8 protein-coding genes are annotated in these 15,345 nt (G+C 38.3%); 5 read left to right on the plus strand and 3 right to left on the minus strand.

Features of this window, described 5'->3' with window-relative positions:
- Positions 1-27: 27 nt before the first annotated feature.
- Positions 28-1,449, minus strand: a complete 1,422-nt coding sequence (locus RFX69_RS14965; protein ID WP_032001311.1) for a glutamine synthetase family protein — start codon at positions 1,447-1,449, stop codon at positions 28-30.
- A gap of 409 nt (positions 1,450-1,858) precedes the next feature.
- Here RFX69_RS14965 and RFX69_RS14970 point away from each other — a divergent pair, with 409 nt between their 5' ends.
- Positions 1,859-2,407 carry a DUF2799 domain-containing protein gene (locus RFX69_RS14970; RefSeq protein ID WP_002132149.1) on the plus strand — a complete coding sequence of 183 codons (549 nt, stop codon included), beginning with the start codon at positions 1,859-1,861 and terminating at the stop codon, positions 2,405-2,407.
- A gap of 46 nt (positions 2,408-2,453) precedes the next feature.
- Here the strand turns inward: RFX69_RS14970 and coq7 are convergent, their stop codons facing one another.
- Positions 2,454-3,089, minus strand: a complete 636-nt coding sequence (coq7, locus tag RFX69_RS14975) for a 2-polyprenyl-3-methyl-6-methoxy-1,4-benzoquinone monooxygenase (RefSeq protein WP_001216787.1) — start codon at positions 3,087-3,089, stop codon at positions 2,454-2,456.
- A gap of 3 nt (positions 3,090-3,092) precedes the next feature.
- Positions 3,093-4,415: an MFS transporter gene (locus RFX69_RS14980; RefSeq protein ID WP_005128373.1), complete on the minus strand. Its 1,323-nt coding sequence runs from the start codon at positions 4,413-4,415 to the stop codon at positions 3,093-3,095.
- A gap of 165 nt (positions 4,416-4,580) precedes the next feature.
- Between RFX69_RS14980 and RFX69_RS14985 the strand changes: the two genes are divergently transcribed.
- From RFX69_RS14985 to RFX69_RS15000, 4 genes are all read left to right on the plus strand, one after another.
- Entirely contained in the window at positions 4,581-7,301 is a 2,721-nt protein-coding gene (locus RFX69_RS14985) for an autotransporter assembly complex family protein (protein WP_271055734.1), read from the plus strand.
- A 26-nt stretch (positions 7,302-7,327) separates the two neighbouring features.
- Positions 7,328-11,833: a translocation/assembly module TamB domain-containing protein gene (locus tag RFX69_RS14990; RefSeq protein WP_271055733.1), complete on the plus strand. Its 4,506-nt coding sequence runs from the start codon at positions 7,328-7,330 to the stop codon at positions 11,831-11,833.
- 142 nt (positions 11,834-11,975) lie between these two features.
- Positions 11,976-12,338, plus strand: a complete 363-nt coding sequence (locus RFX69_RS14995; protein ID WP_000976734.1) for a hypothetical protein — start codon at positions 11,976-11,978, stop codon at positions 12,336-12,338.
- A 258-nt stretch (positions 12,339-12,596) separates the two neighbouring features.
- Complete coding sequence (locus tag RFX69_RS15000) at positions 12,597-15,236, plus strand: bifunctional aconitate hydratase 2/2-methylisocitrate dehydratase (protein ID WP_000888596.1); 2,640 nt, start codon at positions 12,597-12,599, stop codon at positions 15,234-15,236.
- The last annotated feature ends 109 nt before the right edge of the window (positions 15,237-15,345 follow it).

A 15,345-nucleotide genomic window follows, 5' to 3' on the forward strand; every position in this document is an offset into this window, starting at 1 on the left:
AGTTTATAGTTTTTTTGCTTTTTTTATTTATATATCCCAATGTTGTTCTGCTTCAGTCATTTGACTGTAAATATTTTGATATTCAGCTTGCTTAACTGTGTACCAATGTTCGACAAAGTCAGCGCCTAAATATCCTTTTAAAATCAGACTTCCTTTAAATATTTTTAAGGCTTCTGGTTGGTTGTTAGCTAATAAAATGTGCTCGTCTGGAAATTTTAAAAGATGAGCAGGTTTTGGTAGCGGTAACTTATGAGATAAGCCATAAGACGCGCCCGCTAAAATAGTCGCTGTTACTAGATAGGGATTACAGTCCGCACCAGCAACACGATATTCTAAGCGTTGATTTTGTACGTCTGAGCATGGAATTCGGATTGCAACATTTCGGTTGTTAGTATCCCAATTGGCTTCTAATGGCACATGATGACCAATTTTAAAACGTCTATAAGAATTAATATTAGGCGCTAAAATCGCCATAGATGCAGGCATTAACTCAATTAGGCCACTAATCGCGCTCAATAATTTGGCTGAAAGCTCATCTTTTTCTTCTGAGCTAAATATATTTTGATGGTATTGATTCAGCATGCTCATATGAAAATGCATGCCACTACCAGCCTTTGCCAAGTTTGGTTTCGCCATGAAACAAGCGGTTAAGTCATGCTTTCTTGCGACTTGTTTTACAATTCTTTTTAAAGCATTAATTTGATCGCAGAGTTTTAAAATGTCATGGCTGTGTTGAAGATTTAATTCGTATTGTCCAGGGGATGATTCCGCAACAATTGCGGTAATTTCAATTGATTGTAGTAAGGCTGCTTTTTCAACTTCATCTAGGACTTGTTGATAGTTATTTGGCGCATCTATATCAAAACATTGGTTTTCTGAACATGTCTCGAATTGATGCTGAGGTGAGAAAAGATAAAACTCTAGCTCGGCAGCCATGACAGGGAAATAATTATTAGCATGTAACTGATTTAATAGTTTTTTTAATATATTACGTGGTTCATAGCGACAGCCAGAACCATCTTCTTCTTGCATGGATAGGTAAAGCTGAGCATTTAATTCTGGGGATAAGGCACTGGGTTGCAAGCTGCCTAAAATGGGCAGGCAAAGTCTATCTGGTTCACCAATATATTTTCCCAGTCCTGTTTCTTCAATCACTTTTCCATCAAGGCTCATGGCATAAACAGAAAGAGGAAAATAACAACCATTAGATAGATTTTTGAGGCTCTTAACATCAATACGTTTGCCACGAATATGCCCGTTTAAGTCATGTAGACAAATATCAATGTGCTGAGTGTGAGGATATAAACTTAAATATTCATCAACTTCTTTTAAAAAAAGATCTGCGTTGAAAGTATGATCTTGTGTCGGTGGAATAAAATCATCTGATATTTTAAATGCCTTAAAGTGAGGATCTTTTAAGTTTAAATTTGGGTAAATAAGCGTACTCATTATAAAAAACCTTGGTGGTTATTTAGCTCAAATCCTACCGTAGCCTTTGGCGTTAATCCCGTAAAAAAACAGTAAAATAATAAATAGTTTATTTATAAGTGAATTTAGTTTTTTATATTAATAATCAATAAGTTAATTGTTGTTTTTGTGGTAAGGTTTTAAAGTAAAATTAACGTATAAGGGCCATCAAAGAGTTGTCTGATCGTTCATGATTTCGCTTTTAAAATTAAACATAATTAGGAATTGTGATCCTTAAATTTGGTGAGATGGTCAAACTGCTTTAAACTTAAAATCTTATCCAGTTAAACATTTATGTATAAATCTTGAATTGAGCAAGACTTATATAGTGTATGTACTGGAATTTTATTTTTTGCGTTTTTTTTAATTTTTATTTTTGAGTTCTCTTAATATGAAAAATATCGGTTTAGCCATTTTAGCAATCAGCCTTTCAGGTTGTGCTGCAATGAGCGTAGAAGAATGTAAGACTGCAAATTGGTCATTAGTGGGTGAGAAAGATGGTTCGAAAGGTTCTTCACCACGTTTAGATCAATATTACAAAGCATGTGGAAAAGCCAATATTGTTCCAGATCAAAAGTCATATGAACGTGGGTATAAAGAAGGCCTAGGTTATTATTGCCAGCCATCAAATATTTTTTATAACGCTTTAGAGGGTAACGGCAATATTAATGTATGCCCAGTTGAGCAGCGTAATCGTTTAAGACCTTATTATCGAGCAGCTTCCGATTACTACAATGCAAAAGCTGAATATGATCGTTATGACGAAAAGTTTAAGCAGTATTCCGATAATGCTTACAACGAAAAATTAAAGCCAGAAGAGCGTGAACGTTATCGTAAGCTTTTAAGAGAATTACAAATTGATCGTGACCGTATTAACAGAAACTATTGGAACTCAATTCGAGATATCGAACGTTTTAAATATGATCATGGATTAAAATAATATTTTAAAAAAGGATTGATCTGAATGAGATCAATCCTTTGTTTTTTTAAAGATAATAACTCGTTTTTGTCATTAACTTTGAAATAGCAGTCATTGTGATTTTTACTGCATAGGGTAATTCAACACCACCTGCTTCAAGTGCAGTATGACGGTGATGCAATTCATCTTCATTCATTTGCTCTAGAATTTTGCGCGAGCGTTCATCTTGTGCTGGTAACTGATTTAAGTGATCTTGTAAATGTAGACTAACCTGACGTTCAGTTTCAGCAACAAAACCTAAGCTATATTTATCACCTGCAATACCGGCAAGAGCACCCATACCATATGAAAGGCCATACCAAATCGGGTTCAATAAACTTGTATGACTATTTAGCTCTTTTAAACGGTCTTCACACCAAGCTAAATGATCTTGTTCTTCAATCGCTGCCTGTTGCATTTCGCGGCGTACATTTGGCAATTTCGCTGTCAATGCTTGCCCATGATAAAGTGCTTGAGCACACACTTCACCACTATGGTTAACACGCATTAAACCTGCAACATGGCGAGCATCTTCTACACCAAGTTTTGCTTCTACTGTTTCAGCTGGATTTTGGCGCTGTGCTGCTGTTGCACCCGGAACAAGACTACGTAATGCTTGATCAAAAGAGTTAATAAGTTGATCAATTCCAGTATAGTGGCGCATAAATTAGTCCTCCAAAGAAAGATGTGCTGTGGCAAGCATTGGTTTTAGTCGGGCAAGAAGCCATTTACTAAAGATTGCACTAAGTACAGCTGTAATAATAAATAGTATTTTAATATCAATTTTTAAAACACTTAAGATTAAGATTGAGAAAATTGCAGAAGAAACCATAAAAACGGCATTTAAGATGTTATTTGCTGCAACCACTCGGGCACGATGTGAACGTGGTGAGTAAGCCTGCATCATGGCATATAGAGGAACAATATAAAAACCGCCACTAATACCCAATAAAGTCACAGCAATCATGACATGGTAGTAAACCCAGCCTTGGGTAAAAACATCTTTTAAAGTCAGTAATGCTCCAGTTCTTTCTGGTACAAAAGCTAAACTGGCAGCAAGGTAAAGCGCAAAAACAGTAAGACCAACTGCACCGATTGGTACCATTTTAATATTAATTTCTGAACCACCGATTTTGCGGCAAAGAAGAGAACCCACACCAATACCGACTGAAAAGAAAGTGAGTAATAGGCTAACCACATTTTCCGATGCATGAAGGTTTTGCTGAGTCAACTGCGGAATTTGGGTTAAATAAGTTGCTCCATAAAACCAGTACCATGAATTACCTAACAAAATTGTAAACACTAACGGTAAGCTTTTGGCATATTTAATAGTTTGAAAGCTTGTACGAATAAAGTTCCAGTCAATATCTAAATCAGGTGCGGCAACTTTTTGTGGCAAGATGAAACGGCTGAATAAATAACCTATGCAAGCAATCGCTACTACAGTAATACTAATCCACAATAAGTTTCCATCTGATGATGCAATTACGGCACCACCCAAGATCATTCCGAATAAGATGGCCATGGATGTACCAGACTGAAACAGGGCATTGCCAGACATGAGTTCATGTGGTTTTAAGATTTCTGGCAAAATGGCATATTTAATGGGACCAAAGAAAGTTGAATGTGTGCCCATCAAAAATAGGGCTAAAAGAAGCAACCATAAATGCCCCAATAAAAAACCGGCAGAACCGATGAGCATAATAATGATTTCTAAAATTTTTATGCCACGGACAAGTTGTGAACGTTCATACTTATCAGCAATTTGTCCGGCAGTTGCTGAAAAAAAGAAATATGGCAAAATAAACAACAATGCTGCTAAATTATTGAGTGTGCTTACTGGGGCAGATTGTTGCTGAATCCAACCATAAGTAATGACTAACAATAAAGCTTGCTTATAAACATTGTCATTTAATGCGCCAAAAAACTGGGTAAAAAACATCGGTACAAACCGACGTGATGTCATCAGGGATTCATCTTGTTTCATCATGTGCAAGCTTCATTGAGTTTTATAAAAAAATGTGACGGAGTGTTAATTTGCATCTAAAACCATGTATGATATTTTTAACGCTTGATTAAATGAAAAATCAATGGTTTTGAGTGAGTTTTGTCCTCATATTGGTGCGTTTATTAAAAAATAAGTTTAGAGTTTTTCATGCCTTCTAAAATTAAGTTTAAACAGTCAACTCTTTCTCACTCTATGCATTTAATCTTAAAAATGCAGAGTATACCTAAACTTATTTGTAGCAGCTTATTATTAAGTTTATGTGTTACTCCTTGTTATGCTCAAAGTTCGGCTGAGACCGTTACACCAGAAGCAAACCAGACGGTAACAGATTCATTGGTACAACAAACTAATACAAATAACCCAAGTGATGTTCCAATTACCGATGTCGCTACTCTTGTAACTCAAGCACAGCAACAACAAGATAGCTTGGCTATATTGCAACAACAAGAACAATTTCCGAATCAGATTGAAGAATTTAAGCCAATTACGCTTGATAATCTTGAAGACTTACCTGTTATGCCTGTTGACCAGAATATGGCAAATGAAATTTATCGGGTAGCAGAAGAGGCAAAAAACGAGGCTCAAAACTTCCAAAATGGTACGCAAAAACAACCAGAAATGGTGGTGAATGACGCATCACAAGCAGAATTACATGAAATTAATCAGGCCCCTGTAAATATTGACCAGCTCATGCATGAGATTCAATCTGATAGTAAGATTGTGGTTGAAGCCAATGAAACAGGAAAAACTTTACCTGAGCTTACTGCTGCCGTTGAAGAGCCACCCGAAGAAAAAGGCTTCTTTAGACGTATATTCAATAAAATCCGTCCACCGCGGGTAATTCCAATGGAGCAGATACCCCGTATTACTGCTGAGGTTACGGGTGCGCCAGATGATTTAGCTAAAAATATCAAAGGTAAATTATCTACATTTACCCAAGAATCATTTGAAGATTTTAATGCAGCGCTACCGCAACTTAGGAGCTTAAGTAACCAAGCTGCTCAAGCTGTAGGCTATTACAATGCCGAGTTTCGTTTTGAAAAGTTAAGTGCCAGTCGCGTACGCGTTAATGTAACGCCAAATGAACCAGTACGGATTAATGAACAAAACATTGAATTTACTGGTGCTGGTGCAAAACAGCCACAATTTCAGGTCATACGTTTAGTTCCTGACCAAGATGTAGGTGATATTTTTAATCATGGCCTTTACGAAACCACTAAAAGCCGAATTGTCGATGCTGCATCAAATAATGGTTATTTTGATGCGTATTGGCGTTTACATGACGTAAAAGTGAGCCAACCTGAAAATAAAGCAGATATTAACCTCAAGTATGAGACGGGTGAGCGTTATAAGCTTGGTAAGGTTGAGTTTCGCATGAGCGATCCATCAAAACCATTACCTTTAAATATGAATATTCTTGAAAGCATGGCACCGTGGAAAGAGGGTGATGACTATGCTTTTTGGCGTGTAAATGTTTTAGCAAATAACCTGACTAACTCACGCTATTTTAACTATACCTTGGTTGATTCAATTAAACCCGACCCAATTGAAAAACCACTTGAGTTACCACCCGATTTACAAGCGTTAGTCGATCAGCAGAATGTTGATATTGACGAATCGAAGCTGCTTCCTTTAGAGCAACAACAACTTGCCAAAGCACGCCAGTTGGCTTCCTCAAGTAAAGAAGTGACACAAAATGTGGTAGATGAAAAACAATTTGCCGGAACTGAAAGTGTACAAGCCGCACCCGCATCTTTAAAAGCTGCAACTGTACAGCATGAAGAACAAGAGTCTGAACAAGACCGTTTACAGGCTCAAGCTCGGGAAGAAAAACGTATACCAGTGATTGTGACGTTAAATGCCGATAAACTAAATAGTCTGGAAACAGGTATTGGTTATGGTACCGACACTGGCGCCCGTTTACGTAGTCAATATAGACGTTCGATTGTAAATAAATACGGTCATTCATTTGATGCAAACTTGGAGCTTTCCCAAATTCGTCAATCTATAGATGGGCGCTATAGTATTCCTTATAAACATCCGTTAAATGATTACTTTAATATTGTGGGTGGTTACGAACGTGAGACGAGAGATGATATTGGTCCGGATGTAAGCTTACTTACAGAATCGGCAGTTTTAGGGGGTGAGCGAGTTATTAAAAAACCACTCGGAAACTGGCAACATACTATTGGGGTACGTTATCGTCTCGACCGCCTAACTCAAAAGGGGAATGTGGATATCTCTGAGCTACCAGATGCATTTAAAACTGCTGCATCAGAGCAAGAAGCATTATTATTTAGTTATGAGACCTCTAAAACTTCAAGTAATACACGCTTAAACCCGACCAAAGCTTTTAAACAAACTTATAAATTAGAATTAGGTAGCGAAAGTTTACTTTCAGATGCCAATATGGCGATTGCCACAGCGGGCTGGAGATTTATTTATTCTTTAGGTGAAAATGATGACCATCAGTTTGTTGGGCGGTCCGATTTTAGTTATATTTTTACCGATGAGTTTGATAAAGTTCCATACAATTTAAGATTCTTTACTGGTGGTGACCAGACAATTCGTGGTTTTGATTATAAAAGTCTTTCACCAGAAGATAATGGATATAAGATTGGTGGACAGGCTCTAGCAGTAAGCTCTTTAGAATATAACTATCAATTCAAAGAGGGTTGGCGAGCAGCTGTTTTTTCTGATTTTGGTAATGCTTACGATAAGAGTTTTAGTAATCCGACGGCCTATAGTGTGGGTGTTGGTATTCGTTGGAAGTCCCCAATTGGACCAATTCGTTTAGACGTGGCTTCTGGTATTTCTGATGATAACCATCCGATTCGTTTGCATTTCTTTATTGGTCCACAACTTTAAAAATAAAATTTTATTAGGTTTATTTTATGGCGGAAGTAGAACAGCAGCCCACTTCGGCACCTAGCTCTCCTAAGAAGCGACGTATTTTGCGTAGCTTCTTGCTGACAATCTTGATCATACTTTTATTACTTGTTGCTTCCATCATTATTATGATGTCGACTGACCGTGGAAGCCGTTTTTTATTAGATCGTGTTTTACAAGCTCAGCAAGTCATTAAATATGAATATGAGGGGGGTAATTTACTCAGGGGAATTATTCTTAAAAATATTATTGTTCAGTTAAAAGAAGTTGACGTTACTTTAGATAGAGCTGATGTCCGTTTAGGGTGGCGTTCTTTAATATTAGAAAAAGAAGTGCATTTGAGCAATGCAGATGTCCGTAACCTAGTTATTATTAACAAAGCTCCGCCATCGGATAAGCCATTTGAGTTTAAACCCATTAAATTACCATTTGTGCTTCGTGTAGATGTTGGAGATGTTGATCATTTAGAAATTAAAAATTCAGGTTCTGTCGTAAATTTCCATGATGTTCATCTAAATGATGCTTTGTGGTCAGAGACAAAACTGAAATTTGAAAATTCAAGTATGGATATGGGATATCTTTCTGTTCATAACGCAACAGGAAATATGGACTTTAGCGGTAAATATCCACTGAATGCGACTGCAGATTTAAGAGTTCCTTCTTTAAAAAGTTTAAACATCCAAAATATTAAGGTGGCAGCGCGAGGTAGCTTAGATACCTTGCAAGCCGGTGTAGCAACGACAACACCAGATTTATTAACAGGTTGGGTTGTTTTACATCCTGTTCGTCATGAAGTGCCTATGCAAGGTGCATTGTTACTCAAAAATTATCACTTGCCTTTATTGGTTGAGCAAAAATTATTTGCTAAAAACGGTGTAATTAAATTTCAGGGTGATATTAAGCAACTCAACTTAGCACTTGAGACAGATTTAAAAGGGGAGAATTTACCTGAAGGCCAGTACAACGCCTTAATGAATACTGATCTGGTTCATCAGTTGAATATTACTGATTTTAACGGTCAGGTCATGAAGGGTGCAGTTAATCTTAAAGGATTAGTGAACTGGAAAGATCATGTCACTTGGGACATCAAAGGTCGCCTAGATCATGTTAATCCTAAAGACAAAGCTATTCCACAGGTCGTTCAGGATTTCTTGCCGCCAAGTCTAGATGCAGCCGTTTCTTCAACTGGCTCTTTGGAAAAAGGTACGGAAGTATTTGCCAATGTAGACTTTGACCGCTATGAATCTTGGAAACTTAAACTAACCCAAGCACCTGAAAAGAATAAGAAGCCACAACCAATGTTTATGAATGTGGCTTGGGCAAATATAGATCGTGCTATGCCATATATAGGTTGGTTAAGTAGTGATAGTGGTCAAGTTGATTTGACTTTGCGAGATGGTCAGCAAGATATTAAAGTTTCGACAAAAGTATATCAGCATGAACAGACCTTATTACCGGCTGGACAATATTTAGCAACTTTGAATGTTAAAGATAATATTCTTAATGTTCCTAGTTTTAGTTTTGCGGCTCAAAAGGGTAGCCTCACAGGTCAGGCCAAAGTCTTATTACCAAGTGAAAAACGTCAGCTGGCATGGAATGCATTATTAAATGCAAAAGACTTTAATCCACAAAGTATACATACAGCGGCGCCTGTTAACTTGCTCAACGGATCAATTAAAGCCAGCGGTTTTGCAAAGCCAAATCAACAAATTATTCAGCTTGAAAAAATTGATTTAAAAGGTCGCTTGGCTCAAGCAGGTCAAGAAATGGTTGCGCTAGCTGGAAAAAGTACAGCAGCTTTATTATTTAATGGTGTTAAAGCAGGTGGCGGTTTTAAAGGCTTTGCGGTCAATTATGACGGATCTTTAAAAGCGCTTAATCAAGCCAATGGACTATTAAAGTTTTCTATTGCAGGCACCCCAGAATTTATCCGAATTAGTCAGTTACAACATGATGGTGTTGCTGGGAAAATCTATGCGACTGGGTCATTAAATTTAAAAGACCGTATTGCTTGGGATATTAATAGCTCGTTAGTACGCTTTAAACCTCAATATTTTGCCTCTAGTGTAAAAGGTGAAATTTCAGGAAATGTAAAAACACAAGGCATCTGGTCTGACAAGTTAAAGCGTATTGATATTCAACAATTGAACCTTGCGGGTTATTTGAATAATAAGCCAGTCAGAGGTAAAGGTAACTTATCCATACTTATGGATTCGAACCAAAAAGGCTTTTTACCTCAGCAATTTGAAGCAAATAATCTATTTTTAGTTTATGCGCAAAATCAGTTGCAGGCGACTGGTAATGCACAGAATTTAAAAATTAAGCTGAATGCACCTGCACTTTATGAGTTGTATCCGGGTTTAAGTGGGCGTGCATATGGAGACTTGAGTGTCCAATCTCAACCGCGTTTGAAAGCTACGGCGAACATTGCGGTTGATAATTTTGCATTTAATACATTAGTCAGTATTAAAAAACTTCGTATCCAGGGTGAATTGCCTACTTCCGAAACAACACCAACTCAGTTAACAGCAAAATTAGACAATTTACGTAGTGGTAGCCGTCAAATTCAGTCTGCTGAGGTGAATTTAACAGGAACAAGAAAAGCACATTTATTAAAAGTGCAAGGAAATAATAATGTTTCTAAATTCTATGTTCAATTAGCAGGTGGATTTAATGCGAAGAATGATTGGTTAGGGCAAATTCAAAAAGGAAGTTTTGATTCACGCCGAATTCGTCTAGCACAAAATCAAAATGCACCAGTTGTTTTCTCATCGGCACGTTCTGAGTTATATGTTGGGCAACATTGCTGGCAAAGTACAAATAGCCAGTTGTGTCTTGACCAGCCTGTGCGTGTGAGTAAAGCACAAGGTAATATTTCATTTGTTACTCAGAATCTAGATTTAGGTGATTTTGCTGCGTTCATGCCGGAAGGTTTGGCTATAACAGGCCAACTTAATGGTTATGCTAAAGCTTCTTGGGTAAATGGTGGGCATCCTAAGCTTGATGCACGCTTAATGACCAGAAAAGGTGAACTGGGCCTAGCAGCGGAAGATCCGCAAGATCCACCGACTACTTTGGCTTATGATGAACTGAGTGTAATTGCAAAAAGTATTTCAGAAGGCTTATTGTTCCGTGTCGATGTAAAAACACCTGATATTGGTACAGGATATGCGAATATTATTATTAATCCATACCAATCATCTATGCCGATGCATGGAGAGGTAGCTTTTAACGATGTACAGTTAAAAGTGTTAAAACCATTCATTCAAGATGTACGTTCAATGAGTGGTACCTTAGCCTTAGCTGGCAAAGTGAATGGTACTTTGACCCAGCCACAGTTTACGGGCGAAATGCGTTTGAAAAATGGGGCGATCAGTATGATTTCCCTGCCGGTTAATTTAACCAATGTACAGGTGTATTCATCTATTCGTCAGGACATGGCAACAATTGATGGTGCATTCAATAGTGGACAAGGTGTAGGGTTACTTAAAGGTAGTTTTGACTGGAAAAATGCACCGCGTCTACAGTTAAACTTAAAAGGCGATAACTTACTTGTACGTCAAGCTCCATTAATTACGGCTATTGCAAATCCGAATTTGACACTTGATATGTATCCTTTTGATAAGCGTTTAAGCTTGAAAGGATCAGTAGATGTTCCTCGTGCACGTATTTCAATGCCTGAAACAACTGCACCAGTGGTTAACACATCTTCAGATGTTCGTATTGTTCGCCAAGGTCAGGACCCACTTGCAATTTTACGTGCGGCAAAACCGTGGGATATCCGTGCAGATATCTCGGTAAATATTGGCAATCAAGTCATCTTCCAAGGCTTTAACAGTAATATACCTTTAGTGGGGCGTTTGAATTTAACCCAACGCGGTTATGAAACAGCAATGCGAGCAATGGGTGCTATTGGTGTAAGTCAAAAAGTGAAAATTGAGGCCTATGGTCAAAGCCTAGATTTAAACCGTGCAATTGCCCGTTTTAATGGTCCATTAGCAAACCCGACGTTAGATATTGATGCGAATAAAAATGTTCAGGGTAGTATGGTTGGGGTTCGTGTCACTGGTACTGCTTCATCACCAAACATTCAAGTTTATAATGATGCAGGCCTTTCTGAGCAAGAGGCATTAAATGCACTCGTGACAGGGCGTATTAATGAAGGTGCAAGTGGTTTAAGTAATGCAGAAGGCTTTAAATCTGATGTGAACAATACAATTGCTGCTGCCGGTATTAGTATGGGCTTGGGTGGTACTCGTGCTTTAACGAATCAAATTGGACGTACTTTTGGTTTGAGTGGTCTTGCATTAGATGCTCAAGGTACAGGGGATGATACTCAAGTAAGCTTAACTGGTTACATTACACCTGATTTATTTATTCGTTATGGTGTAGGTGTATTTACCCCGGTCAATAAACTGACGTTGCGTTATCAAATGAACCGACGTTTGTATTTGGAAGCAAGTCAATCTTTAGAACGAGCAATAGATTTATTCTACAATTGGCGCTTCTAAAGGTTTGAAGAACACTAAAAACCGAGATGAAAACATCTCGGTTTTTTATTGAATATTGGGCAAAAATAAAGACATATAAGTAGAATTTTTGCAAAGTCTGTCAGATTCAGTATGATGTGGGCAGCATAGTCTGTGTAGAGTAATGATGAAAAAAGTTTTATTTGTTTTAATGGGCATGTTAATAGTCGGCTGTACAGAAAAAAAGCCTTTAACACCTGAAGAGCAATGGCATGGCTATTGTACAAGTGTGGGAAATGCAGCAAGAAGTATTCTATTTGACCGTCAGCAAGCAATTGAGAAGTCTCAAGCTATTGAGCATGCTAATAAAATTGAAGACGAAATTACGAAAAAATTCATCTTTAATATTATTGAAAAAGTTTACGCTATTCCACAAGACGAATTAAAAACGAATCCAGAAGCCTTACAAGAAAAGATTAGAAAACAAATGACAGATGAGTGTTTGGTTACCCCACATGACAAAATGCCAAACTACAAAAAATTCTAAGTGTATAAGACATCGTCAAACACTCCACTAAGGTGGAGTGTTCTTTTAACTTAAAATACCGCATGATAAATCCATCATTAAGATCATTATTTATACACGGGTATTTAGTTACAAAATAATGGGCATCACGGAGAAACACCCCGCGCTCATTAACTTTTGGCTTGAACTCTAGTAAAATTTTGTAGTCCATATTACTTGTGAAGCTTTGTGAAAGCTGGAATTTACAAGTAATTTTTTAAAAAAAGAGGAATGAACACCGTGCTAGAAGCTTACCGCCAACACGTTGCTGAACGTGCCGCACTCGGAGTCCCACCGAAGCCACTTGATGATGCTCAAACTGCTCAACTTGTTGAGTTATTAAAAAACCCACCGGCAGGTGAAGAAGCATTCTTGGTTGATTTGCTTGAAAACCGTGTTCCTGCAGGTGTTGACCAAGCAGCTTACGTAAAAGCAGCTTTCTTGGCAGCGATTGCAAAAGGCGAAGCGACATCTCCGCTAGTTTCTAAAGAACGTGCAGTTTATTTACTAGGTACGATGCTTGGTGGTTATAACGTAGCGCCTTTAGTTGAGCTTCTGGATGATGCTGAATTAGGTAGCTTGGCTGCTGAAGCTTTGAAAAAAACATTACTTGTATTTGATGCGTTCCATGACGTAGCTGATAAAGCTAAAGCTGGCAATGCAAATGCAAAAGCTGTTTTACAATCTTGGGCTGATGCTGAATGGTTCACTAGTCGTAAAGATGTACCAGAAGAAATCAAAATCACTGTGTTCAAAGTAACAGGTGAAACAAACACTGATGACTTGTCTCCAGCTCAAGACGCATGGAGCCGTCCAGACATCCCATTGCATGCAAATGCAATGTTGAAAAATGAGCGTGATGGTATCAACCCTGAAAAACCAGGTGAAGTTGGTCCATTAAGCCAAATTAAAGAACTCATTGCTAAGGGTAACCAAGTTGCTTATGTTGGTGACGTTGTTGGTACAGGTTCATCTCGTAAATCTGCAACAAACTCTGTTCTTTGGTTCTTTGGTGATGAAATCGCTCACATTCCAAACAAAAAAGACGGTGGTGTGTGTTTAGGCGGTAAAATTGCTCCGATCTTCTTTAACACAATGGAAGATGCTGGTGCATTACCAGTAGAGATCGATGTTTCTAACATGAACATGGGTGACGAAGTTACTCTTAAAATCGATCATGCTGCTGCAAAAGTTACTGCGTTCAAAAATGGCGAACAAATCGCTGAGTCTGAACTTAAAACTCCAGTACTTTTAGATGAAGTACGTGCTGGTGGTCGTATTAACTTGATTATTGGTCGTGGCTTAACTGCTAAAGCGCGTGAAGCTTTAGGTTTAGCTCCATCTACATTATTCCGTACTCCAGTACAACCAGCTGACACTGGCAAAGGTTTCACTTTAGCTCAGAAGATGGTTGGTCGCGCATGTGGTCTTCCAGAAGGTCAAGGTATCCGTCCAGGTACTTACTGTGAGCCTAAAATGACTACAGTTGGTTCTCAAGATACAACTGGTCCTATGACTCGTGATGAGTTAAAAGACTTAGCTTGCTTGGGCTTCTCTGCTGACTTAGTAATGCAGTCTTTCTGTCACACTGCTGCTTATCCAAAGCCAGTTGACGTACAAATGCAACATACACTTCCAGACTTCATCATGAACCGTGGTGGTGTATCTTTACGTCCAGGTGACGGTATTATCCACTCTTGGTTAAACCGTATGCTTCTTCCAGATACAGTAGGTACTGGTGGTGACTCGCATACTCGTTTCCCAATTGGTATTTCATTCCCAGCAGGTTCTGGTCTTGTAGCTTTCGCTGCTGCAACTGGTGTAATGCCACTTGATATGCCTGAATCAGTTCTTGTTAAGTTTAAAGGTAAAATGCAGCCTGGTATCACTTTACGTGACCTTGTACATGCGATTCCTTACTATGCAATCAAAGAAGGCGATCTTACTGTTGAGAAAAAAGGTAAGAAAAACATCTTCTCTGGTCGTATCTTAGAAATCGACTTAACAGAAATGGAAACTGACTTAACAGTTGAGCAAGCATTCGAACTTTCTGATGCTTCTGCTGAACGTTCAGCTGCTGGTTGTGCAATCACACTTTCAGAAGAGAAAGTTGCTGAGTACTTACGTTCTAACATCACAATGCTTAAGTGGATGATTTCACAAGGCTATGGTGATGCACGTACGATGGCTCGCCGTGTTGAAAACATGGAAAAATGGTTAGCAAACCCAAGCTTACTTAAAGCTGATGCTGATGCTGAATACACTAAAGTGTATGAAATTGACTTGTCAGAAATCAAAGAACCTATCCTTTGCTGCCCGAACGATCCAGATGATGCAAAACTTCTTTCTGACGTTCAAGGCGACAAAATTGATGAAGTATTCATCGGTTCTTGTATGACTAACATTGGTCACTTCCGTGCTGCTGGTCAGTTACTTGAGAAAGTACCAAGCGGTTCATTAACAACTCGTTTATGGTTGGCTCCACCAACACGTATGGACGAACATCAGTTAATGGAAGAAGGCTTCTATAACACTTATGGCCGTGCTGGTGCGCGTACTGAAATGCCTGGTTGTTCATTATGTATGGGTAACCAAGCACGTGTTGCGCCGAACACAACTGTTGTATCGACTTCTACACGTAACTTCCCTAACCGTTTAGGTCAAGGTTCTAACGTTTACTTAGCGTCTGCTGAGCTTGCATCTGTTGCTGCTGTACTTGGTAAATTGCCAACTCCAGAAGAATACCAACAATATGCAGCTCAAATTGACAGTATGTCTGCTGACATCTACAAATATTTGAATTTCGACCAAATGGGCGAATATACAAATGCTGCTGATAAAGTAGATACTAAGAAAATTGCTGCTGCTCAGTTGACTTAATAGGTCGATTTAGTACAAAAAAGGAGCTGATTATTCAGCTCCTTTTTATTTTAATGAGAATTGGTACATATTTTAATTATTAAAATAATAAATTAATCATGTTTTATTC

It is taken from the genome of Acinetobacter sp. 148, assembly GCF_031196675.1.
Taxonomy (GTDB): domain Bacteria; phylum Pseudomonadota; class Gammaproteobacteria; order Pseudomonadales; family Moraxellaceae; genus Acinetobacter; species Acinetobacter baumannii.